General features: G+C 43.7%; 19 protein-coding genes. 8 read left to right on the top strand and 11 right to left on the bottom strand.

Features of this window, described 5'->3' with window-relative positions; translation table 11 throughout:
• Positions 1-26 precede the first annotated feature (26 nt).
• Both AC59IL_RS31865 and AC59IL_RS31860 read left to right on the top strand, forming a co-directional pair.
• Positions 27-1,091 (top strand): 2Fe-2S iron-sulfur cluster-binding protein, encoded by a 1,065-nt coding sequence (locus tag AC59IL_RS31865; protein WP_496556301.1) that lies wholly within the window; start codon positions 27-29, stop codon positions 1,089-1,091.
• A 96-nt stretch (positions 1,092-1,187) separates the two neighbouring features.
• On the top strand, positions 1,188-1,403 hold the full coding sequence (locus AC59IL_RS31860) for a heavy-metal-associated domain-containing protein (RefSeq protein ID WP_496556300.1): 216 nt from the start codon (positions 1,188-1,190) through the stop codon (positions 1,401-1,403).
• A 72-nt stretch (positions 1,404-1,475) separates the two neighbouring features.
• On the opposite strand, the gene AC59IL_RS31855 is transcribed toward AC59IL_RS31860, so the two are convergent.
• Both AC59IL_RS31855 and AC59IL_RS31850 read right to left on the bottom strand, forming a co-directional pair.
• The gene (locus tag AC59IL_RS31855; RefSeq protein ID WP_496556299.1) at positions 1,476-2,156 is read right to left on the bottom strand and encodes a hypothetical protein; all 681 of its coding nucleotides are present in this window, start codon (positions 2,154-2,156) and stop codon (positions 1,476-1,478) included.
• An 826-nt stretch (positions 2,157-2,982) separates the two neighbouring features.
• On the bottom strand, positions 2,983-3,909 hold the full coding sequence (locus AC59IL_RS31850; RefSeq protein WP_496556298.1) for a phosphoribosylaminoimidazolesuccinocarboxamide synthase: 927 nt from the start codon (positions 3,907-3,909) through the stop codon (positions 2,983-2,985).
• A gap of 145 nt (positions 3,910-4,054) precedes the next feature.
• Between AC59IL_RS31850 and AC59IL_RS31845 the strand changes: the two genes are divergently transcribed.
• Complete coding sequence (locus tag AC59IL_RS31845; RefSeq protein ID WP_496556297.1) at positions 4,055-7,009, top strand: TonB-dependent receptor domain-containing protein; 2,955 nt, start codon at positions 4,055-4,057, stop codon at positions 7,007-7,009.
• 110 nt (positions 7,010-7,119) lie between these two features.
• On the opposite strand, the gene AC59IL_RS31840 is transcribed toward AC59IL_RS31845, so the two are convergent.
• The 6 genes from AC59IL_RS31840 to AC59IL_RS31815 form a co-directional block, all read right to left on the bottom strand.
• Positions 7,120-7,977 carry an ATP-binding cassette domain-containing protein gene (locus AC59IL_RS31840; protein ID WP_496556296.1) on the bottom strand — a complete coding sequence of 286 codons (858 nt, stop codon included), beginning with the start codon at positions 7,975-7,977 and terminating at the stop codon, positions 7,120-7,122.
• A 3-nt stretch (positions 7,978-7,980) separates the two neighbouring features.
• Positions 7,981-8,757 carry an ABC transporter permease gene (locus AC59IL_RS31835; RefSeq protein WP_496556295.1) on the bottom strand — a complete coding sequence of 259 codons (777 nt, stop codon included), beginning with the start codon at positions 8,755-8,757 and terminating at the stop codon, positions 7,981-7,983.
• A gap of 119 nt (positions 8,758-8,876) precedes the next feature.
• A complete protein-coding gene (locus AC59IL_RS31830; protein WP_496556294.1) occupies positions 8,877-10,673 on the bottom strand; it encodes an OmpA family protein in 1,797 nt (598 codons plus the stop codon).
• 23 nt (positions 10,674-10,696) lie between these two features.
• Positions 10,697-11,806, bottom strand: coding sequence for a hypothetical protein (locus AC59IL_RS31825; protein ID WP_496556293.1), 1,110 nt, complete (start codon positions 11,804-11,806; stop codon positions 10,697-10,699).
• A 233-nt stretch (positions 11,807-12,039) separates the two neighbouring features.
• Positions 12,040-12,729: a hypothetical protein gene (locus AC59IL_RS31820; protein WP_496556292.1), complete on the bottom strand. Its 690-nt coding sequence runs from the start codon at positions 12,727-12,729 to the stop codon at positions 12,040-12,042.
• A gap of 361 nt (positions 12,730-13,090) precedes the next feature.
• Complete coding sequence (locus AC59IL_RS31815; RefSeq protein ID WP_496556291.1) at positions 13,091-13,870, bottom strand: (Fe-S)-binding protein; 780 nt, start codon at positions 13,868-13,870, stop codon at positions 13,091-13,093.
• A gap of 99 nt (positions 13,871-13,969) precedes the next feature.
• On the opposite strand from AC59IL_RS31815, the gene AC59IL_RS31810 reads away from it, so the two are divergent.
• Positions 13,970-15,508 (top strand): S10 family peptidase, encoded by a 1,539-nt coding sequence (locus AC59IL_RS31810; RefSeq protein ID WP_496556290.1) that lies wholly within the window; start codon positions 13,970-13,972, stop codon positions 15,506-15,508.
• 168 nt (positions 15,509-15,676) lie between these two features.
• Here AC59IL_RS31810 and AC59IL_RS31805 read toward each other — a convergent pair whose 3' ends face one another.
• Positions 15,677-16,090, bottom strand: coding sequence for a winged helix-turn-helix transcriptional regulator (locus AC59IL_RS31805; RefSeq protein ID WP_496556289.1), 414 nt, complete (start codon positions 16,088-16,090; stop codon positions 15,677-15,679).
• Between the two features lie 301 nt (positions 16,091-16,391).
• On the opposite strand from AC59IL_RS31805, the gene fabF reads away from it, so the two are divergent.
• The 3 genes from fabF to AC59IL_RS31790 all read left to right on the top strand — a co-directional run bounded on the left by fabF (position 16,392) and on the right by AC59IL_RS31790 (position 19,771).
• Positions 16,392-17,633 (top strand): beta-ketoacyl-ACP synthase II, encoded by a 1,242-nt coding sequence (gene fabF / locus AC59IL_RS31800; protein ID WP_496556288.1) that lies wholly within the window; start codon positions 16,392-16,394, stop codon positions 17,631-17,633.
• Positions 17,634-17,890: 257 nt separating this feature from the next.
• The gene (locus AC59IL_RS31795; RefSeq protein ID WP_496556287.1) at positions 17,891-18,532 is read left to right on the top strand and encodes a carbohydrate-binding family 9-like protein; all 642 of its coding nucleotides are present in this window, start codon (positions 17,891-17,893) and stop codon (positions 18,530-18,532) included.
• Between the two features lie 372 nt (positions 18,533-18,904).
• Positions 18,905-19,771 carry a DUF6089 family protein gene (locus AC59IL_RS31790; RefSeq protein ID WP_496556286.1) on the top strand — a complete coding sequence of 289 codons (867 nt, stop codon included), beginning with the start codon at positions 18,905-18,907 and terminating at the stop codon, positions 19,769-19,771.
• A 101-nt stretch (positions 19,772-19,872) separates the two neighbouring features.
• Here AC59IL_RS31790 and AC59IL_RS31785 read toward each other — a convergent pair whose 3' ends face one another.
• Together AC59IL_RS31785 and AC59IL_RS31780 are read right to left on the bottom strand one after the other, a co-directional pair.
• The gene (locus tag AC59IL_RS31785) at positions 19,873-20,373 is read right to left on the bottom strand and encodes an SRPBCC family protein (protein ID WP_496556285.1); all 501 of its coding nucleotides are present in this window, start codon (positions 20,371-20,373) and stop codon (positions 19,873-19,875) included.
• A complete protein-coding gene (locus AC59IL_RS31780; protein WP_496556284.1) occupies positions 20,370-20,690 on the bottom strand; it encodes an ArsR/SmtB family transcription factor in 321 nt (106 codons plus the stop codon). Before AC59IL_RS31780 ends, AC59IL_RS31785 begins: the two co-directional genes overlap by 4 nt.
• A gap of 463 nt (positions 20,691-21,153) precedes the next feature.
• Between AC59IL_RS31780 and AC59IL_RS31775 the strand changes: the two genes are divergently transcribed.
• Positions 21,154-23,079, top strand: a complete 1,926-nt coding sequence (locus AC59IL_RS31775; protein ID WP_496556283.1) for a menaquinone biosynthesis decarboxylase — start codon at positions 21,154-21,156, stop codon at positions 23,077-23,079.
• Positions 23,080-23,148 lie beyond the last annotated feature (69 nt).

The following is a 23,148-nucleotide window of genomic DNA, read 5'->3' as shown; positions in this document are numbered from 1 at the left end:
GCGTTTAGTAATCAGAACCCTATAAAATGAATATCAGAAAAAACAGCTATGTATGGCGTACCCGCCAGGTGATTTGGGAAACCAGCGATACGGTGACGATTGTATTTGATACAGATCTGCCATTTGACTATGAACCGGGACAATTTGTAAATGTAAGCGTGCCGGTGAACGGAGAAAAAGTAACCCGTTCTTACTCATTGTCTTCATTGCCAACAGATGCATATCCCGCCATTACTGTAAAACGGGTAAGCGGCGGCCGTATGAGCAATCACATTTTAGATAATGCGCAGCAAATACCTGAGTGGGAGATTGAGGGGCCGCATGGTTCCTTTGTTCCTTTAATAACTACCTATCAATGCAGGCATATTGTATTGCTTGCTGGTGGCAGCGGAATAACACCCTTGTTTTCTATAGCGCGTTCAGTTTTAGAGCGATCACCCGATACGATGGTTACATTAATTTATTCGGTCCGCACAAAAAACGATATTATATTCAGATCTGCGATTGCAAATTGGCAACTGCAGTATAAAAGCAGGTTACATGTTGTATATGCAGTTTCTCAACCTGCACAGGCCGGTGATCCGTTGCCGGAGCCGTTTATTAAAGGCAGGATGAACAGTTTAACTGCCCGGAAACTGATGAAACAATACGTTCAGGACCCGGCGTCGGGTGTGCAATATTTTATATGCGGCCCGGTGGAACTCATGAACATGTACAGGGAACTGTTGACATCTATGCAAATAGCTGCGGATAACATTTTTATGGAATGGTTTGCAGCCCGGGAGCAGCCAAACGAAGTGATATTGCCCAATAGTGAGCAGGAAGTATTACTGCATTATTATGAACAAACCAACCTGCTTGAAGTAAAGCCCGGTCAGTCGATTTTAGCCGCTGCGCTGGAAGACAGAATACCATTGCCTTATTCCTGCAAGAGCGGAACCTGTGGTAAGTGTGTGGCAAAGCTGTTTTCCGGAGAGGTAATCATGGTCAATAATTATTCATTAAGAAAAGAGGATGTCGATAACCGGTTCATTCTTTTATGTCAGAGTTATCCGTTAAACAATGAAGTAACGGTTGAAATTGGCATATAAATTATGTAAAACACACCCTTAATTGTATAACAGTACCACCGTTACCTGACTGTAATTTTACAACAGTAAATAAACAATATTCAAAAAGAATCAGTCATGGAAACAGTACAATTTAAAACGAACATTAAATGTTCTGGATGTGTTGCCGGTGTTACGCCTGCATTAAATGAAGTTGCGGGGGAAGATAATTGGGAAGTTAATTTACAGTCACCCGATAAATTATTAACGGTATCAACAGAAAAGGCCGATGAAGAGCAGATTAAACAGGCCATTGAAAAGGCGGGTTATCGCGCTGAAATAATAAAACACTAAGGGTTTTGATATGAGTAGGGTGGGCCAACTGCCAGTTGATGGATGGCTCACCCTTTGCATAAAGAACTGCTGTTAAAACTGTAATTCCTTCTTCAATGCATCAGCCCGAAAACCCGCCACGTGTGTAGTATCCTTCATACTTTTTTTAAAAAAGATCGCTAAGAATAATATTGATCCGGGAGCGGTGATCATCCAGGGAGAACCGAGCATTAATATGGGAATTGAAAAATGCGGATAAACATATACAAAGGTAATTACAGGAACCATGAATCCATTGGCCAAAAAGAACCAGCGGGGCCATTTTTCAAAACCTTGTTTCGCAAATACAAAAGCGCCCAGGAAAGTCGACAGGCCCATTAAAATATACCCAAGTCCATCGAGCGTCCAAAACAATGAGTGTTCTGTCATCAACAGCACTTTTATGTCCTGCGTTTCTCCCCCTAACTTCTGTGGAATAACAACCTCCAGTTGCACAACGTAAACAAGCGTTACATATACCGTATACATGATCGCCAGCAGGAGTGCCGAATGGCTCCATATCTTTTTTTCGGCTGGTGCCGAATAATGAAGCGCCAGCAACGCCAGCATAAAAGGTATGGCTATACAAAGAGAAAATCCGTATATCGTGATTTCATCCCACGGAAAACCAATTACGCCTGCTATTTGAAGAAGTTGGGCCACACAATATCCAACTGCCGCAATGAACGCAATAACAGCTGAATAAAAACCAAATTTTGCAGTAATGGTGTTCATAGTAACCTCCTTTCATTTTAAGAAAATCACCATTAAAATCAACCATAGAAGTTATTTATTATTTAATTGCTGTACAATGATAACGGGCAGCAGGGGCAGTGATTTTTATCAAATCCGAAAATGCAGGTACGATGCGCGGATGGGAATAATGCAAGCGAACGATTAAAGTGTCAGGTAATTTTAGGAAGGGGCACTTAGCGTAATTTCATTATCGTATCGAAGAATTAAGCGATGATTTTGAAGAATTAAATGAGCGCAAAATTCTTTAAATCTACAATTTGATCCTTGAAATGGGTCATTTGAAGAATTGAATCATCGTTTAAAGATTCAAATCGGCGATTTTAATTATTAAATGGCTGATTTAATCCTTGAAATCGATCATTTGAAGAATGAAGCCACCGATTAAAGATTCAAATCGGCGATTTGAGATTAAAAATTGGTGATTTATAATTTAAATAGCTTTATTGAAGAATTAAATGACCGATTTAATCCTTTAAATCATCAATTTGAAGAAATAAATGGGGGCTAAAAGCTTCAAATGCCGTAATTAAAGGTTTAAATGATCAATTTGAAGAATTAAATGATGGCAAAGAGCCTCAAATGACATATTTAAAAGATTAAATAACCGATTTGAAGACGTAGGCCCCGAAGCCCTAATACAATTGAATACTTATTTTGTGAAGCACAGAAAGTCGCAAAAATCCTGGTCTATCATTGATTTGTAAATGTATTATCTGAGGTCTGAAGTCAGAAGCCTGATGTCAGCTATTGATGCTCTTCTGACTTCAGACCTCTGACCTCCGACTTCTGACTTCCGACTTCGGGCTTACTTCAACTTTCCCAGTGCCGCCACAATACGCTCATTGGTTTCTTCATCACTCAATTCCTGCGGATTAAATTTTTCGCCGATCACTTTTTCGTATAATTCAATATATCGTTGCGAAATGGTATTTACCCATTCGTCGCTCATTTCGGGAACGGTTTGCCCTTCTTTTCCCATAAAATTGTTGGCAATAAGCCATTCGCGCACAAATTCCTTACTCAGCTGTTTCTGGCGTTCGCCGGTTTTTTGCCTTTCTTCGAACCCATCGGCATAAAAATACCGGCTCGAATCGGGGGTATGAATTTCATCCATCAGGTAAATATCGTCGCCGATCTTTCCAAACTCATATTTGGTATCAACTAATATTAATCCCTGTTTGGCGGCAATTTCTTTTCCGCGGGCGAATAATTTCAGCGCATAGGCTGCCAGTATAGCCCATTCGCTTTCCGTTGCCAGCCCTGAAGCAATAATGGCTTCTTTTGAAATATCTTCATCATGACCTTCTTCGGCCTTAGTGCTGGGCGTTATGATGGGGGTGGGGAATAAATCGTTTTCTTTCATACCTTCGGGCAAGGGTACGCCGCATAATTCGCGTTTACCGCTGGCGTAAGTACGCCACGCATGCCCTGTTAAATTGCCGCGAACAACCATTTCGATTTTAAACGGCACACATTTTTTCCCGATTGATACGTTCGGCGCCGGAACATCGGTTAACCAATTGGCGCAAATGTCGCTTGTGGCGTTCAGCATATAAGCAGCAATCTGATTTAATACTTGTCCTTTATAAGGGATGGGGCGGGGAAGTATTACGTCGAATGCTGAAATGCGGTTACTGGCCACCATTACCAGCCATTGATCGGCAATGGTATACACATCACGTACTTTACCTTTATAGAACCTCGTTTGCTGTGGAAATTGAAAGGATTTCATGGGCCGAAGTTACCAGAGCTGCGAAAAACTAAGAAAAAAAAGAATTCCCGAAATATCAACAAAATCAATAAGATGTGATTAAATAAAATTTTCTGTTCAAAATTACAAGTCGTATTTTGCTCTATAACCATAAAAACTCCATGCTATGAGTAATTGCTCTCGTTGCCTGGCAGCTTTATCCTTTCTATTATTGTTAACTATTGCTGCCAGCGCTCAAACCACTGTTTCGGGTTCTATTCGAAATAGTGTTTCCAAAGAAACCGTACCCTCTGTTTCAATTACTATTAAGGGAACGGGTACAGGAACCTTCACCGATGAAAAAGGGAATTTTAAATTAACGACCTCACATCCGCTTCCTTTCACACTTGTTATTACGTCTATCGGATTTACAACACAGGAAGTTGCTGTAAACAGTTCGGGTCAATCGCTGCAAATCGATTTTGTACCGGGTTCCAGCCTGGGCACAGAAGTGGTAGTCTCTGCCAGCCGCGTGCCGGAAAGGATACTGGAGTCGCCGGTTTCTATTGAACGGATGAATGTGGGCGCTATCCGCGCAGCGGCGGCGCCTAATTATTACGATCAGGTGGCCAACCTGAAAGGGGTTGACCTTACCACATCGAGTTTAACTTTCAGAACGATCAGCACACGGGGTTTTAACGGTAGTGGTAACCTGCGCTTCAACCAGCTGGTTGATGGTATAGACAACCAGGCGCCGGGTTTAAATTTTTCAGTGGGTAATATCGTTGGTATGACGGAGCTGGATGTTGATAACCTTGAGTTGCTGCAGGGCGCTTCATCTGCGTTGTATGGTTCGGGTGGTATGAATGGTACATTACTTATGACCAGCAAAAGTCCTTTTAAATATCAGGGCTTAAGCGCACAGGTAAAGTATGGGCTTATGCATTTCAATGATCCCAATAAAGACAATGCCACACCTTATTACGATGTTAGTTTGCGTTATGCCAAAAAGGTCGGCGAACGCTTTGCCTTTAAATTTTCGGGACAATTTGTTAAAGCCGATGACTGGCAGGCCGCCGATTACCGCAACCTGCAACGTAATAATGTGTTCAGTTCATTAAAAGGTGGCGACCGTACATCTGACCCGAATTATGATGGCGTGAATGTGTTTGGTGATGAAGCCAGCGCCAGTATGTACGCTTTTGCTCAGGCTGTACGAGCCACTGTTGCTGCCGGCGGTCCTTCAAGTACAGCTGCTTTGGCCGGACTTGACCAACAGATTCAACTGGGTTGGAATGCTCAGCAAATTGCTGCCTATTGGGCAAGTGCAAGCCCCGCATTTGCACAGGCTCTGCCTTTTCTGATGCCAACCAGCACTGTTAACGGCAACCCTTACAAGGGCACCTTTAATTCGCAACTCGGGCAAAATGTAAGCCGTACGGGATATAATGAAAATACCCTCGTTAATTATAATACCTACAATGTAAAACTATCGGGCGGATTATATTATAAACTTAGCGATGATGTTGAAGCCTCTTTGGTGGGATACTGGGGCACCGGTACAACGGTATATACAGGGGCCGACCGATACAGCATCAAAAACCTGCAAATGGGTCAATATAAGCTGGAGTTTAAAGCCAAAAACTGGTTCCTCAGGGCTTATACCATTCAGGAAAATTCAGGCGATGCCTATACGGCAACTACCGCTGCTGTAGCCATTAACAGAACCTGGAAAAGCGATCAAAACTGGTTTCAGCAATATGCCGGAACCTATGGCGCCGCCGTATTGGGAATACTGCCTCTGGCCGGTGGCGGAGGCTTTCAGCCTGCTTACAGCGATGCCAACGCACATGCTGCAGCGCGGACTGTTGCAGATCAGAATCGGCTTTTACCAGGCTCGGCAGGCTTTAACCATGCTTTCGATTCTGTAACAAATGTTTCTATCAGTAAAGGCGGGGCCAAATTCGAAGATGCTACCGATTTGTGGCACTTTGAAGGCCAATATAATTTAACCGATTATGTAAAGTTTGCCGAAGTGCTGGTGGGCGCTAATTTCCGCCGGTATGTACTGAAGTCGCATGGTACCATATTCGCCGATACCAGCGGCGCTATTGGCATTAATGAATATGGCGGCTATTTGCAGGTACAGAAATGGGTTATTGCCGATCGGTTAAAGTTAACCGTTTCGGGCCGCTACGATAAAAACGAAAACTTCAATGGACGCTTTACGCCACGTGCTACAGCATTAATAAAAGTGGCTAAAGACAACAGCATTCGCTTATCTTTTCAACAGGCTTATCGCTTCCCTTCTACACAGGACCAATGGATCAACCTGAGAACGCCGGCCAGTATACTTATCGGCGGGTTGCCTGATTTTTATACATTCTACAAATTTGGCACAAGCCCTGCTTATACTGCCGAAAGCATAGTGGCCTATCGTACTTCGGTAATTAATGGTACACCCAATCCCTCGTTGTTGAAAGTGGCCGATTTTGGTAAACTGAAACCCGAGATTGCCAATTCATACGAAATAGGATATCGCGGTCTCGCTACGAAAGACCTGCTGATCGACGGTTATGTGTACTACAGTCTTTATAAAGACTTCCTGGGTCGTAAAGCGGTGGGCCGGGGCGCAAGCGCCGATCCTACCAAAACCTATACTGAGCTTGCAAGTCCGTTTACTACTACCAACTACTCGTTTATCTCCAATTCTGAAAATACGGTTAAAGCCATTGGCTGGGGCATCAGCGCCAACTATCGTTTAATAAAAGGGTATGAAGTAGGTGTTAACGTTTCGGGTGATAAATTACGTGATGTTGATTCGGGTTTGGTTACCTTTTTCAACACGCCTAAAGTACGTTTCAATATAACGTTTGGCAATGAGCGCGTAAACGGTTCAAACTGGGGCTTTAATATTCTGTATCGCTGGCAGGATAAAATGTATTGGGAAGGCACCTTTGGTACCGGTGAAGTTAATTCATTCGGAACCCTTGATGCGCAGGTTAGCTACCGGCTGCAAAAAGTTAAAAGTCTTATCAAGATCGGCGCCACCAATTTGCTCAATAAGTATTATACCAGCGCCTTTGGTAATCCCAGCGTAGGCGGCTTGTTTTACGTGAGCTTAGGCTATAATGTTTTTTAATAGTATTTTGATGTTTGTTTTTTGCAGAAATGCCACACCGTTAAAGTGTGGCATTTCTGTTATTTTAATTCTGCAACCACCGGTTGCAAAATTTAACTAAGGAGTTGGAGTTACGACTTCAACATCATATCCTTGATCATCTGCACACATTCCAGGTGCTGCCCGGTAAAACAATCCTGCCAGGCAAGACCCATTTGTTTCAGGTCGAAATGTTTTAATATGGTGCCAACGGAGCCCTGTTGTCCGTTCTCTTCCTGTTTGTACCCGAGAATATATATCGAATCGGCCAGTTCTACAGCCAGCTCAATATCGTGCGTGCTGAAGATGATCGTATTCAGCTCATTGCTTTCGTTGATCATCTGAAAAGCCTTTTTAACGTTCACGATGTTGCCGATATCGAGGCCCGAAAAGGGTTCATCCAAAACCATATAATGACCTGAGCTGAGCAATTGTTCAAGGATAGCTGTACGTTGCCGTTGACCGCCCGATAAAAAATCCGGGTACTGGTCTTTACAGGCATCAAGGCCCCAGTCGCTCAGGTATTGCATGATCTTTTCATGCTTTTCCTGTTTCGATAAAGTGGTTTTGCGTAAGGCAAACAGCAACGTGTTGTAAACTGTTTTATGCCTGAACAGGGTATACTTCTGGTTTACAAAACCCACATCGCCTTCCTGTACCTGCTTGGCCGGTTGCTGGCCATTGGTTACGGGTTTCGATAAATCGGGGATCAGCACACGGCCGGTGGCTGGTTTTTCCAAACCGGTCAGCGCCCTGAACAAGGTCGATTTTCCGCGGCCCGATCTGCCCAGAAATGCAATGATCTGTCCCTGTTGCCGGTTAGGGCGCACGGTATCTTTCTCATTAAAATTTATATCGCGAATAATCTCTTTATCGCCATAGGAAACGCTCAGGTTCTCTACATGCAAAATGATGCCCTTTTGATCATATGCCAATGCCGTAGTTGCCATTTATTAAAAGGTTGAGTACTTGAATAATGATTTACGGGTTGCGCGCAACAGCCAGTCGAGCAGCAGCCCTACCATCAGAATCACTAACTGAAGCGCTACAATGCGGCCGTGGTTCATGAATTTGTCGCTGTTCTTGATCAGCACGCCCAGGCCACCTGCTGCTACCAGTATCGATTCAACGGTAACCAGCATCATCCAGGTCATGGCCAGGTTCTGGCGCAGTACATCGATCACATAATCGAGCCGCCCCTTTATGATCACTTCCCACAATACTTCCCAGCGGCTGCATTTGAGCGAACGGGCATGATCAATTTCTTCGGCAGGCACATCTTTGAGCACCGCCAGCAGCGAAGTAATAAAATATAAACTCATGAATATAACCAGCACGCTTACCTGCATGGTGCGGGCATTGCTTACCAGCATGGCTAAATAAAAGGTAATACCGGTAAGCGGCAGGTAACGTAATTTACTCAGGGTGTTGGCAAGGGGTTGTAAAGCGGGCAGGGGAGAGCTATATACGAGTATTAAGGATACAATTATTGAAAAAACAGTGGCCTGAAAGCACAACGCCAGCGAACTGCCGATATGTACCACCAGTCCTTCCTGATACAATGAAAGAAATCCGTCCCATACCTGACCCGGTGTAGGAAATAAATGTTTGGTGCCTGAAGTTGTAATTACCCAATAAGCTATGAGTAAAGCGATCCAAACAGCGAATATGATATATCGCTCTGTTTTGGCAATTGTTTCAAATGGCCTGAACCAGTTTTTCGGATTCATTTAAGGTTTTTTTAAATGAAAAATTAAAAATGAAGAATGAAGAATGAAAAAGTAAGAAAACCATATTCCGGAGTTCCCTACTTTCTCATTTCTCATTTTTTATTTTACATTTTTAATTTCTATTTCAGCAGCGTAATCACCACCCGGCGGTTTTGCGCTTTTCCGGCTGGTGTGCTGTTATCGGCTACTGGCTCATCCTGCCCTTTTCCATCAATTTTCTGGAAACGTGTTGCAGGAATGCCTTTCTGTATCAGGAAATTCTTCACTGCTTCGGCACGGGCAGTTGATAAGGCATAATTGCTTTCCTGTGTGCCCGAATTATCGGTATGACCAACCAGCTCCAGTTTCGAATCTTCGGCCTGTATCAACAGATTATAGATTTGCTCCAGCACATCTTTTGCTTCGGGGCGGATGCTTGCGCGGCCAACATCAAAATTAATGCGCCATTCGCCTGATGCCATTACACTGGTTGCTTTTTTCGAATAGTCGGTGGTATAGGTAGTACCGGCATCGATGTCGGTAACCAGCTTCAGGAACGAAGTATTCACCGCTTCTTCAAAAGGTACAATACGCTTTACATTCTGATTAAAGCCGCCGGGGTTCAGTTCTTTCAGGTAACGCGATACCTGGTCGTATACGGCTTTATAGCGGTTGGTTCCGTCGGTTATACCATAATACTGATTACAATCGGCGAGGTTGAATACACGCGAACCTCCCATGTTATACGAAATACCGTTCTTTTCGCCTTTCTGTCCTTTGAACATATCGTACCAGTACTGGCCGTTTTCCTGTTTAAAGTTTTCGGCTGCTGCATCGCCTGCTTTTTTGCGCCAGGTATCGTACTGCTTCATTTGGTTAGTGGCCTGGAAGGTGGCTTTAAAAATATTACTTACCAGGTCTTTGTTGGCTTCGGCCCATTGCTTCAGAACAATTACCGCAACCGACATCTGGTTATTGAACTCTTTGGTAGATACCACATCTGTTAACCCGCTGAGCGCATCAAATATCATTTTGTCGCCGGGAGTCCACGTAGCGCAACCGTCAATTTTCTTATTAATGGTTTTGCCTGTGAGCTTTCCGTTCTTTACTTCTTTCAGCGGAACAGCATAACCCTGGCTTTGTGATTTGATAAGGGCTTTTGCCGATTCAATGTAATCATCGTTTTCGGCAGGCAGGAAGTTCACGGCCTCGGCATCATAAGTAGCCGGATCGGGATTTACTTTCAAACCATTGGCAAATGCATAATTCACGGCTACAACCCAGTCGCCATCGCCGATCACTGTGGCAATCAAAGCGCCTTTCATGCTCTGCGGATTCATTTTCCAGCTTGGGGGGCCGATCACTTTGTCTTCGCCATAGCTAAGACCGATTGATCCGATCACCTGCAACTGGTATTTGCCGGCGCCGTATTTATCGTTCAACGCCTGTTGGGCCGAACTGATATAAAACGGACAACCATCACCCATGATCATAATGGCGGCTACACCTTCTTTGGGGGTGTTATTGCCTTTGTCGAACTCATCAATAAATTTCATTTGCTGGTTACGCAATTCCGTTAACCAGTCCTGGCGAATCAGTTCAAGATTAACGCCGTTTTTTTCCATCAGAGAACCTTTGGTAGTTTTTGAACCGCCATTGGCTACAATGATGCCCGATTGTGCGTTCCACGCATAACCGGCTATGCGTATCAGTGGTTTTGAGGCCACATCCGAAGAGGCTTCTGTTTGCGGCAAAGGCATTTCGGCCGATGTAGAAACGTTGTTTACATCTTTGTCAGACACATCCAGTTTGTCGAGTTTTTTGGATTCGTCTACCCGCAAACCAGGGCTCAAAAAGTATACAGCACTACCTATAGCACCGGCTACCAGTAATGTGATCAGGGCCTTTGAAAAAAAGGTGAGGTTACTCCATTTCATGGGTTGTTCAAATGTTGGTTAAATTAATTGAAAATATCCCCGAAGCCTTTGCTTTCGATCTTATCTTCCTGTGATAATTTGTAATTAGGGTTGCTGTATTTCTTCGATTCGGGAATTGTATAATTATCTGTTTTGATCTGGTCGGCCAGTTTGTCGAGCTTCGAATACAGTTCATCGCTATCCATTGAATATTGGCTGGTGAGCGAATCAAGGTCGAGCAGGTTTTCGCGGGTATTGGCCAGATCCATTTCAATGGTATTGGTCACTACATCGAGCGCATATTCCAGTTCCCATCCTTTGGTAAACAGCATGGCCGATTTTGCCTGTTCGGTGGCGTCGCGGGCCGCCTGTGCAAAGGCGTATTCTTTTTTCAGCATATCGATGCTCACTTCAAAATCGGCGATCTTTATTTCCATGGCCGTGTCTACCATATTCAGCTTGCGATCTAACTTGCCAATCACATGGGCCCTGCTGCCGTATTTGCGCACCAGACCGGTGCTTTGGTTCAGCATTTGGCTAACGCGTTGCGCTTCGCTCAGCGTTTTCATGATGTTGGTTTGCAGATCAACGTACTCATCAGAATCTTTGGCGGCTTCACCCATTCTTACTTCAATTTCCTGCATTTTGGTTTTGGTAGCTTCGGCTTTCGACTGCAGCACCAGTACTTTATCCTGGTATTCCTTGGCTTCTTTTTCGGCCTTTATCGATTCGCTTTCCATATTCGATTTAATGGCCTTGATCTTTGCTTTGGCTTCTTTAAAACGCATACGGTTTTGAACCATCTTTTCTTTTTGCTCTTCCAGTTCGCCAAACGGATCGTATTTGATCAGCAGCTTATGAAAGGCTCTTGCTACTTTTTTCAGCGCTTTAATGATCACCGGCAACATGATGAAAAAAGCGATCACCAGCACGGCTGCTGCAATGGCGCCCAATACCTGACCTACCCACGTAAATACAATGGGCAGAATGTATTGGTATAACCCCCATGCAATAGTGCCGAGCAATACAAGAGCTATTACAGCAGCGATTCCTTTTTCACCTTTGCGCCAGTTTTTAGGATTGAATGTGATCTGGCTTTGTTCGAAATGCTTGAGTATAGGAAGTTCAAGCACCTTGCTTGATTCGGTTGGCATTCTTATTAATTTAAAAATTGATTAAATTCTCTTTTTACTCTTTTGAGTCCCGCTTGCGGGACTTCTCTTTTTAGCTAAGAGTGTAAAGGAGTAAAAAAAGAAAAAAGAGATATTTGTTTTTTTAAAGTTCATTGTTTATACAGGCAATCGAAAATTTTAAATAAAATCAGCTCTTTTTTTCTCCTTTTCTCTTTTATGCTCTTAGCGCCACTGCATAAGGGCGCTGGCGCCCGTTAGGCTTTAATGTATTTCAGTATTCCTTCTTTGATTGTATTGAGCTTGTCGATGCTTATTTTGCGTGCCATGTCGTTGGCCTGTAATTTTTCGCGTATGGCTTTTTCCTGGGGATAAAAACCTTCATCTGTTTTGGCAAGCACTCCTCTTTTTTGATTCACCTCGGCTTCGAGCTGCTGCAATTCGGCACGTAGCTGCGTTATACGCGCTGCTGCTGCATCTATATCGCGTTGCAGTTTATCTTTATCGCCATTCTTTTTTTCCTGAAGCGAATTCAGCTTTTGCTGCCCCTGGCTTACATACTGGCCATGTACTTCATTTATTTTGCTGATATAAAATTCTGCATCGGTCATCAGCTTTTGGGGGGTGATGGTTTTGTCGAGCGACTTCGCCATCTGGTAAGCTAAATGATAGGTATTCTCGTTTACTGATGCAATGCTGCTGATGGCTTTGTAAAATTCGTAGAAGTCGTAGCCAGGCATGTTAATGGAGTCGAGGCCCGATTCATATACGTCAAGTACTTCTTTTACTACAGGGTCGATAGACGGCTGTGGAGCGGTACCCGAACCGGTTAACGTGACGGGGGTATCACTTGCGGGAAATGAAAAAGATTCTGTAGTATCTTTTTTTTCTTTTTTCTCAGTTTCGGATTCGATATCCTTTACGAAAAGGCTTTTCCAATTTTTCATAACGGGACGATCAGGGTTTCCTTAACCTGCTTAAAAGGATTACAATTGGGGTTTACTCAATTGTAATTTGGTTGTTTAATAAAAATAATACCAATGGCTGTTAATAAGTGCTACACTTATTAACAGCATTTTTCCCAATTAAATTATCGCCTTTTCCTGGTTAATTTTGCAACTTAAATATATGGCAAATATACGGGATGCGTGCTCAAAACGCATTGAATTATGGTTTATTGTAATGTGTCTGAGTTCTAAGTGGTAAGTTCTAAGTGGTAAAGTAATGCCGGGCTCATGAATTCCCTGAAAATCACCAACTACCTGTTACTTTAGGTTACTTAATACTTATAACTTATTACTTACTACTTTACTCCATACTCGCCGCTACCAGCTCTGCCACATCCAGCACTTTTACACTGTCTTCTTTTTCTTCGGCTTTTACACCATCGGTAAGCATGGTATTGCAAAACGGACAGGCTGCTGCCACAATGCGCGCATTGGTATCAATTGCTTCGTGAATACGTTCGTGGTTTATGCGGCGGGTGCCTTTTTCTTCTTCTTTAAACATTTGCGCTCCACCGGCGCCACAGCACAATCCCTTGCTGCCGCAGCGTTTCATTTCAACCAGCTCGGCATCCAGCGCTTCGAGCACTTTACGCGGCGCTTCATAAATGCCGTTGGCGCGGCCAAGGTAACAGCTGTCGTGATAGGTAATGCGCTGGCCTTTAAACGAGCCGCCATCTTTTAACCTGATCTTTCCTTCATTGATCAGCTGCTGCAAAAATGTAGTGTGATGTATTACCTCATAGTTACCGCCCAGTTCGGCGTATTCGTTCTTTAAAATATTGAAGCAATGCGGACAGGCGGTAACGATTTTTTTAATACCGTAATTATTCAGTGTTTGAATATTCTGATAGGCCATCATCTGGAACATAAATTCGTTGCCTGCCCTGCGGGCCGGGTCGCCGGTGCATAGTTCTTCTTTTCCCAGAATGGCAAAATTGATCCCTACTTTTTGAAGAATAGTGGCAAAAGCTTTCGTAATTTTTTGCGCCCGCTGATCGAAACTGCCCGAACAACCTACCCAAAATAAAATTTCCGGTGAAGTGCCGGCGGCAGTCATTTCAGCAACGGTTTGTATTTGCATGTGGTATACCGGTTTACTGGCCTCAAATGTAATAATTAAATAGGTTGGCATCTGTCTCAAAAAAAATAATATCTTGCCCAACTGCTCAACCAACAAATTATGAATAAGAAACTACTGATCGGTATTCCCTTATTCTGCTTTATCCTGGCTGCCCGGGCACAGAAAAAAGCAGATACAGAACCGGTGCCACCCTCCGTTGTGAAACCGGCCCCAACGGGCAACACTGTACGCCTGGCGCTCGATTCATCTGTTACTACTTCAAATGCCATCGTCATAAAAGGACAGCGCGTTCCCTATAATGTCATTGCCGGTTCGATACCGGTTTGGGACGAAAACGGCAAACCGCTGGCCGGCGTGTTTTATACCTACTACGAACGAGCTGATGTAAAGGACCGTGCAACCCGGCCGTTGGTTATTTCATTCAACGGCGGACCCGGCACTTCATCGGTTTGGATGGAGATCGGTTATACGGGGCCGAGAATTTTACAAATAGACGATGAAGGATATCCCATACAACCATATGGATTGAGAGATAATCCGCATTCAATACTCGATGTGGCAGATATTGTTTATGTTGACCCGGTGAACACCGGTTTTTCGCGAATGGCCGATAAGGATATTCCGGCTTCTACATTCTTCGGTGTTAATGCCGATATCAAATACCTCGCAGGATGGATCAGCACATTTGTAAGCCGTTATAAACGCTGGGCATCGCCTAAATTTCTGATTGGCGAAAGTTATGGTACCACCCGCGTATCGGGCCTGGCGCTTGAATTACAAAACAACCAGTGGATGTACCTCAACGGCGTGATACTTGTTTCGCCCACCGAACTGGGAATTGATCGCAGCGGCCCGGTAGATGCAGCGCTTAACTTACCTTATTATGCTGCTACAGCCTGGTATCATAAAAAATTACCGGCCGATTTACAAAGCAAAGATCTTAGTGCTGTATTGCCCGAAGTAGAAACCTTTACGGTGAACGAACTGATACCTGCATTGTCGAAAGGGGGTAGTTTAAGCGAGGCCGACAGAAAAGCTACCGCCGATAAAATTGCCCGTTACAGCAGTTTATCATCGCAGTTTATTTTGCAAAACAATCTCGATGTAACGCCACAGGCTTTCTGGAAAGAATTATTGCGCGATAAGGGTTTTACTGTTGGCCGTTTAGATAGCCGTTATCTTGGTATCGATCGCAAAGATGCAGGGCAAACACCCGATTACAATGCCGAACTCACCTCATGGCTGCATGCGTTTACGCCTGCCATGAATATTTATCTGCGCGATGAGCTGAAATATAAAACCGATCTTAAATACAATATGTTTGGTCCTGTGTATCCCTGGGACCGTTCGAATGATAATACCGGTGAAAATTTACGGCAGGCAATGGCGCAAAATCCGTACTTGCATGTGCTGGTGCAATCGGGTTATTTTGATGGCGCCTGCCAGTATTTTAATGCCAAATACAGTTTGTGGCAACTGGATGCCGGTGGTAAATTGAAAGGCCGTTTATCGTGGGAAGGCTACCGCAGCGGACATATGATGTACCTGCGTAAAGAAGATCTGGCCACTGCCAACCAGCACCTGCGCGAATTTATTCAGAATGCGATTCCGGCGTCGGGTCAACCGGCGAAGTATTAGATATAGTTTCGGGTTTGTGGTTTGTAGTTTGTGGTTCTTTCAATCGAACAGGCCTTTGCTGTTTAAGGCACTACGCGGTTTAAACAGGAAATGCTATATTTAAAGAAGGCCCGATTATAATAAACAATGATCAAATCGCGGCAGCAACCACAAACCATAAACCACAAACTACAAACCAATATGTTCAGCCATTAGTTTTCTGCGCATCTTTTCAATGCCGTGGCGTAAATTCTTTTTTGCGTCGCCAATGATCACATCTCTGTTGGGGTTTAGTTTTATCGTAGCATATTTATCCGACCACAGCCCTATGCAAAGGATCACCGGCAACAGGTCGATGCCTTTTTCGGTAAGACTATAAATGATCTTTTGCTTGTGCGAATTGTCTTTATCTTTCTTTATTATTTTTTCTTTTTCCAGCATCGAAAGCCTGTCGGCCAGAACATTGGTGGCTATGCCTTCGGCTGAACTTAAAAATTCATTGTAATACCGTTTGCCGAAGAACATAAGGTCGCGGATGATAAGAAGTGTCCACTTATCGCCGAATATCTCGATGCCAAAATTCAGGGGGCAATTTGAGCGCATGCGTTATCGGTTTAAAATTCTTTTTTAATGAGTTTCATGTATTCATAGTACCGCCAGGCGCAATCTGTCGGTAGAAAAAATCATTGTTTTTTATCGCCCGCCAACTGGCGGGCGAAACCTTCATCCACCTCACACGTCCGGTTACGTCCGGGACGGTTTACCTGATTTATCATCTTTCTACCGGCATCACGTCCCTGACGGGAGAAATCCTTTCATGTTATTATCAACCGCTTGCAAAAATAAAGCAGTTTTCTGTATATTTGCAACTGCTTGCAATTTGCAAGTTGTGAATTAATATTATATGAACAGAGTAGTCATAACCGGCATGGGCGCCTTAACGCCTATAGGCAATGATGTTGAATCGTTTAAAAAAAGTTTATTGGCAGGAGTGAGCGGAGCGGCGCCCATTACCCGTTTCAATGCAGGTCGTTTCAGAACGAAGTTTGCCTGTGAGCTGAAAGATTTTAATGCGGCCGGTTTGCTCGACAAAAATGAACTGCGCAAAACTGATCTGTTCACTCAGTATGCATTGGTGGCGGCTGATCAGGCCATCAAAGATTCGGGCATTGATTTTTCGACTATGGATCCTTTCGATACCGGGGTTATATGGGGTTCGGGTCAGGGTGGTATGCAAACATTCGAAGAGCAGGTGACTGAGTATGTGCAGAATGATCGCAATCCGCGGTTCAATCCTTTTTTTGTTCCTAAACTGATTGTGAACATGGCTTCGGGTATGATATCCATTAAATACCGTTTAATGGGCATCAATTATACAACGGTATCGGCCTGCGCTACATCCAACACGGCCATTATGGATGCGCTCACTTATATAAGGCTGGGTAAAGCTAAAGTCATGATCACCGGTGGTTCCGAAGCGCCGATAACCGAAGCATCTGTTGGAGGTTTTTGTGCCATGAAAGCGATGTCGGTACGAAATGATGATCCTGCTACAGCGTCACGCCCGTTCGATGTTAATCGCGATGGATTTGTAATGGGCGAGGGGGCAGGCGCCCTGGTGCTGGAAGATTATGAACATGCCCGCAGGCGTGGCGCCCGTATTTATGCCGAAGTAGCCGGCGCTGCTATGACGGCCGATGCCTGGCATATGACCGCTACTCATCCCGAAGGCCTGGGCGCTCTTCATGCCATGAGGCTGGCTCTGAAAGATGCCGCTTTGAATACCAGTGATGTTGATTACGTGAATGTACATGCTACGTCGACACCGGTGGGTGATTTAAGTGAAATGGCAGCCGTCAGCAAATTGTTTGGCAACGATCTGCAATCGGTTCAAATAAGCGCCACCAAATCAATGACCGGACATTTACTGGGAGCAGCGGGTGCTATTGAGGCCATTGCATGTGTATTGAGCATAAACGAAGGCGTTATTCCTCCAACCATCAACACCCAACAACCCGATCCGCAATTACCGGCAGGCGTTCGCATTATATTGAAGCATGCGGTAGAAAAAAATGTACAGGTGGCAATGAGTAATACATTCGGTTTTGGGGGACATAATGGGATAGTAGTTTTTAAAAAAATTTAGTTTGTGGTTTGTAGTTTGAAGTTTGTGGTTCTTAAAATTCTGTTAGCGCAATTATAAATTAGCTCTCAAAGTTTTTAAAAATTAAAGAGTGCTTGCTTATATAATGATTGATCAAATCGCGACAGCAACCACAAACCACAAACCTCAAACCAGAAACAAATTCATATCAATCGATTGCACAATTTTAGTTTTTCAAATCATCAGTATGGTTTAATTTTTCGGCTTCGTTTAATATAAAATTGAAGCGGCCTTATTGTATGAATTCTCTAACAGTTCCTTTTTTGAGCAGCGTTGATCAGCATTCAGGTATGCACGAAATTTCTGTTGTGCTCGATAAAGTTCCCATTCAAAAATTGTTGTTTGCTCCATGGGAGGCTTATCCATATCATCCTGAAGTACAGTTTGCCATTGCCCATGGGCATGATGCTGTTTTCATAAAATATTTTGTAAAAGAAAAAGCGATCAGGGCCGTTAACTATACGCTTAATTCACCTGTGCATAAAGACAGCTGTGTAGAATTTTTTATTGGGTTCAATGATGAACCTGCCTATTACAATTTTGAATTCAATTGCATCGGCACCCATTTATCGGGTTATGGTGAAAATAAAACAGGGCGCAAAATATTGCCCGAACATATTACCCGGCAAATCAGGTACAAGTCGGTACTCACCAATGACGATAATAATGAAACCATCGGCTGGCAACTGACCCTGCTTATTCCGTTTTCTGCATTTTATTATCACAGCATAAGGTCGCTGAAAGGAAAAAGCTGTGCGGCCAATTTTTATAAATGCGGCGATGAATTGCCCGAACCCCATTTTGTTTCCTGGTCAGATATTCAATGGCCGCAACCCAATTTTCACCTCCGCCAGTTTTTCGGCACGCTTTGTTTTGAGTAAGGTTGATAAGTTGATATGTTAATAAGTTGACAAGTTAATATGTTGATAAGTTAACTGGTTGATCAGTTAACAGGTTAATAAGTTGATAGGTAAAAGACTGGTTACAAGGTTACAGGTTTCAGGTTGCAAGGAGTTCCCACTAACATGGACCCTGTAACCTGAAACAGACTCTTTGCCGTTTGCCGCATCACGTTTCACCATTGACCCCGTCCGACCGTCATCCGGGCGGGCATACACCAATCACTTTTTTGGCTCGAATCTTGCGTACCAACCCCCTGTTCTTAATCACCGTATCTACTCTTTGCCACGATTGACATGCAGTCCGTTATCCCCTGAAAACTCCCTTAAAATTTTACATTAAAAAAAACAGGCATGCGAAAACTTTTGCTTTTGAGTATTCTATGTCCGGTAGTAGCTGTATCCCAGCAACGTTTACACGTTACTTTATTTGGTGGACTTTCTAATTATTCAGGCGATCTGCAGGCGCATCAGTTTACCTTACAACAATCTAATTTTGCTTTTGGCGCAGGTTTAAAGTATGATATTACGCCCAACATTGGTGTTCGTTTGGCTTTGAACCGTGGAACTATTGAAGCAGATGATAAAAAGAACCCTGATCCGCTGTTTCAGGCACGTAACCTCAGTTTTATTTCAAAAATTACAGAAGGAAGTCTTTTGCTCGAGTATACAGTACTGAATCTGGAAGAGAAAAGAATATCACCATTCATTTACAGTGGTATAACCGTATTTCATTTCAATCCTTATTCATACGACTCGAGCGGCAACAAAATATACCTGAAGCCGCTGAGCACCGAAGGAGAGGGGTTGCCGCAATATCCCGATCGAAAACCATACAACCTTACGCAGATAGCCGTACCGGTTGGCGTTGGTATTAAATTCCGCATTAGTCCCAATACCGTACTTGCTTACGAAGTAAGCTTACGTAAAACATTTACCGATCATCTCGATGATGTTAGCACCACCTATGTTGATCGGTTTACGTTGGGGCAGGAACGAGGTTTAAAAGCAGTTGAAATGGCATATCGGGGCGATGAAGCCAAGAATGGTAATCCCACTTATCCCGACGATGGCTCGGTGCGCGGCGGTCGTAAATATAAAGACTGGTATTATTTCACCGGCTTCACTTTATATATTGGAATCGGCGGCAGCGGTGGCAGTTCTCTTGGCCGTGGTGTTCGTGGAGGAAGAAACCAGTTGGGATGCCCGAATGTATTGTAAAGTTGTAAGTAATATTTTATAGGTAACATAAGTGGCGGGCAGATTTTCTACCCGCCACTACTATTTTTACTTATAACTTAATACTTACAACTTAAAACTTATTACTTAATTCCTGCAAGCAACTCATCGAGATTTCCATGTGCAGCAGCAAAACCTTCTTTGAAGCCCATTTCAATGATCTTTTCCAGATCGGCTTCTGAGGCAAAAGTAATTTCCACTGTTACTCTGGTTCCATTTCCCGTTTCGCTGAACTCATTTTTCCAGCTCATGTTCGGCATTTCATTATTAACGTTGCCCTGCTCGTCGGTGAAAGCATCCTGGGCAGTAAACGATTTATTAGGTACAATGGTTTTGTAATCAAGCCGGCAATAATGGCGCGAGCCATCGGGACCTTCCATATAGTAAAGCCAGGTGCCGCCATTGCGAAAGTCCATCGATTTGCTAACGGCTTTCCAGGGTTTCGGCGCCCACCACTGCTCTAATAATTTGCTGTCGGTCCAGGCTTTCCAAACTTTTTCCAGCGGAGCATCAAAATCTCTGACTACCGTAATCTTTTTGTTCGATACATCTTTTGTGAAGATGGTTTCTTTTGTCGCAATCATGATTTTTTGTTTTTAATGTTTTTTAATAGTGTATCCAACTGGGTAAATCTTGTTTCCCACATGGCACGGAATGGCTGAAGCCAGTTATCTACTTCTTTTAGTTTTTTAGAGTTGATATGATAATAAATTTCTCTGCCCGATTCTTCCTGTTTTACCAGCTGACATTCGGTTAAAATTTTTATATGCTTCGATATCGCCTGCCGGCTGCTGTCGAAATGTTCGGCAAGGGTATTGGGCGTCATCGCCTTCAGGGCCAGCAGGGTCAATATGCTCCGGCGGGTTGGGTCGGCAATAGCCTGAAAAACATCACGTCTCATATTGATATAATTTTGCAACCAATCGGTTGCAAATATACCTGCAACTGATCAGTTGCGCAAATTTATTTTTCAGTCTTCGGAATAATTGTAGATGCAATAAATAAGCCTTCACCAGGTTTGTGTGTCGCCGCAACTTTACGCGTCTGCACCAAAGCTTTAAGTGCCGGTGCATAGCGGAGTAAGATTTAGCAAAAGTGAATTGCGAACCTTATTACTGTCCGTGTGTTACCGCAGCTTTAGGAACCTGCCTCAAAGCCTTAAACACGGGAACACGGACGCAAAAGTTAAGCGAAAACAGATCGTCAACTTTGCACATAGTTCACTTATCGTCGCAGCTTTAACGCCGGAGCATAAATGCTCAGCCTTTAGCAAAAGCCTACTGCCTATTGCCTACTGCCCATTGCCTTTTACTCATTGCCCATTGCCTGGTGCTTATTGACTGCTAACTGCTTACATTTGCACCATGGCATACAGAAATCAGCAACATTTTATCGACACATTGGAACAGGAAGGTGAACTGGTTCGTATAAAAACCTATGTTAATCCCAAATTAGAGATCGCAGAAATTACCGACCGCATCAGCAAAACACCGGGCGGCGGCAAAGCCCTGCTGTTTGAAAATACCGGTTACGATTTTCCCGTATTAATGAATGCTTATGGTAGCGAACGCCGCATGTGCCTGGCGCTGGGAGTGCAGCATTTAGACGATGTGGCAAAAGAAATTGAAAAATTGTTTCAGTTGCTGGCTTCGCCCAAAGAAAATATCATCGATAAATTAAAAATATTACCAAAGCTGAGCCAGTTTGCATCGTGGATGCCAAAGGTAAAAAGCGGCAAAGGCGCCTGTCAGGAAGTGATCATGGCACAGCCCGATATTAGCAAATTGCCTGTAATCACCTGTTGGCCTAAAGACGGTGGCCCTTTTGTAACCCTGCCTGTAATTCATACCAAAGATCCCAATACTCACACACGCAATGTAGGTATGTACCGCATGCAGGTATTTGAACCAACCCTTACCGGTATGCACTGGCATAAACATAAAGTAAGCGCCAAACATTTTAACGAATACAAAAAGCTCGGCAAAAGAATGCCGGTGGCGGTGGCGCTGGGCGGCGATCCCGTATATGCCTATTCGGCTACTGCTCCCTTACCCGAAAATGTAGACGAATACATGCTCGCCGGTTTTTTACGTAAGAAAAAAGTAGAGCTGGTAAAATGTATTACACAACCCGAAATAGAAGTTCCTGCCGATGCCGATTTTGTGATTGAAGGCTATGTTGAGCCTAACGACGAGCTGATATGGGAAGGTCCGTTTGGAGATCATACCGGTTATTATTCATTGCCCGATTGGTACCCGTGTTTTCATATTACAGCCATAACTCATAAAAAGAATGCTGTTTATCCCGCTACCATTGTGGGTATTCCGCCACAGGAAGATGCATGGCTGGGCAAGGCCACAGAACGTATTTTTCTGGCGCCTATTAAAATGACCATGGTGCCTGAAATTATTGATATGGATATGCCGGTTGAAGGCGTTTTTCACAACCTCGTTATCACAAAAATCAAAAAAGAATATGCAGGCCAGGGGCAAAAGGTGATGAATGCCATGTGGGGGGCCGGACAAATGATGTTTAATAAAATTCTGGTGCTGGCCGACGAAGGCGTAAAAATTCAGGAATATCAGAAACTGGCTGAATATGTATTCGCTAATTTAAATCCGGCTACGGATATTTATTTATCGCAGGGCCCCATGGATGTGCTCGATCACAGTTGCAGCAAACTGGGTTTTGGCGGTAAAATGTGTATCGACGGAACAAAAAAATTCGACGAAGAAACCGATGCCGGCTTTGAGTTTGAAGTATTAAGCACGCAGTTCGATAAGAACAGGTTAATGCATCAGTTCCCTGAAATTAAAGTGATTAACGATGCGTTGCCCGCTATTCATATTCCCTGTTTGATTATTTCGGTTGAAAAGAACCGCAAAGCGCATATACGCGAACTGCATCAGCAATTATGCGCTACCGGTATGATAGAAGGCATTAAAATGGTATTGTATGTTGAACATACCGTAAATGCCAACGACCTGCCGGTTGCTCTGTGGCGTTTTTGCAATAACCTCGATCCGCGCAGAGACAGCATTTTAGTACAACAACCTTCGAAACAGATACCCGGTAAAACCTGGGCCTGTATGGGCTTCGACGGAACGATTAAAACCAAAGCGCTCGACGATTTTCAGCGCGACTGGCCCAACATCATCGTAGCCGACGATGAAACCATTGCCTCTGTTGATGAAAAATGGGCTCAATTGGGTTTGGGTGAATTTCTTCCATCGCCGTCTTTAAAATTCAAAGACCAGATGTATGGGGAGGAAGCTGTGGTGAAAAGTTGACAAGTTAATAAGTTAACGTGTTGAAAAGTTGATTAGTTAACCTGTTAACTGGTCAACTTATTAACTTTT

The sequence above is a fragment of the Niastella sp. sgz303648 genome (assembly GCF_059587045.1).
Note: the sequence above shows the minus strand (reverse complement) of the source record. Positions and strands in the feature narration are given on the sequence as shown.

Coding starts and splice junctions, on each gene's coding strand:
- AC59IL_RS31865 (WP_496556301.1), top strand. CDS start 27: ATGAATATCAGAAAAAACAGCTATGTATGGCGTACCCGCCAGGTGATT.
- AC59IL_RS31860 (WP_496556300.1), top strand. CDS start 1,188: ATGGAAACAGTACAATTTAAAACGAACATTAAATGTTCTGGATGTGTT.
- AC59IL_RS31855 (WP_496556299.1), bottom strand. CDS start 2,156: ATGAACACCATTACTGCAAAATTTGGTTTTTATTCAGCTGTTATTGCG.
- AC59IL_RS31850 (WP_496556298.1), bottom strand. CDS start 3,909: ATGAAATCCTTTCAATTTCCACAGCAAACGAGGTTCTATAAAGGTAAA.
- AC59IL_RS31845 (WP_496556297.1), top strand. CDS start 4,055: ATGAGTAATTGCTCTCGTTGCCTGGCAGCTTTATCCTTTCTATTATTG.
- AC59IL_RS31840 (WP_496556296.1), bottom strand. CDS start 7,977: ATGGCAACTACGGCATTGGCATATGATCAAAAGGGCATCATTTTGCAT.
- AC59IL_RS31835 (WP_496556295.1), bottom strand. CDS start 8,757: ATGAATCCGAAAAACTGGTTCAGGCCATTTGAAACAATTGCCAAAACA.
- AC59IL_RS31830 (WP_496556294.1), bottom strand. CDS start 10,673: ATGAAATGGAGTAACCTCACCTTTTTTTCAAAGGCCCTGATCACATTA.
- AC59IL_RS31825 (WP_496556293.1), bottom strand. CDS start 11,806: ATGCCAACCGAATCAAGCAAGGTGCTTGAACTTCCTATACTCAAGCAT.
- AC59IL_RS31820 (WP_496556292.1), bottom strand. CDS start 12,729: ATGAAAAATTGGAAAAGCCTTTTCGTAAAGGATATCGAATCCGAAACT.
- AC59IL_RS31815 (WP_496556291.1), bottom strand. CDS start 13,870: ATGCAAATACAAACCGTTGCTGAAATGACTGCCGCCGGCACTTCACCG.
- AC59IL_RS31810 (WP_496556290.1), top strand. CDS start 13,970: ATGAATAAGAAACTACTGATCGGTATTCCCTTATTCTGCTTTATCCTG.
- AC59IL_RS31805 (WP_496556289.1), bottom strand. CDS start 16,090: ATGCGCTCAAATTGCCCCCTGAATTTTGGCATCGAGATATTCGGCGAT.
- fabF (WP_496556288.1), top strand. CDS start 16,392: ATGAACAGAGTAGTCATAACCGGCATGGGCGCCTTAACGCCTATAGGC.
- AC59IL_RS31795 (WP_496556287.1), top strand. CDS start 17,891: ATGAATTCTCTAACAGTTCCTTTTTTGAGCAGCGTTGATCAGCATTCA.
- AC59IL_RS31790 (WP_496556286.1), top strand. CDS start 18,905: ATGCGAAAACTTTTGCTTTTGAGTATTCTATGTCCGGTAGTAGCTGTA.
- AC59IL_RS31785 (WP_496556285.1), bottom strand. CDS start 20,373: ATGATTGCGACAAAAGAAACCATCTTCACAAAAGATGTATCGAACAAA.
- AC59IL_RS31780 (WP_496556284.1), bottom strand. CDS start 20,690: ATGAGACGTGATGTTTTTCAGGCTATTGCCGACCCAACCCGCCGGAGC.
- AC59IL_RS31775 (WP_496556283.1), top strand. CDS start 21,154: ATGGCATACAGAAATCAGCAACATTTTATCGACACATTGGAACAGGAA.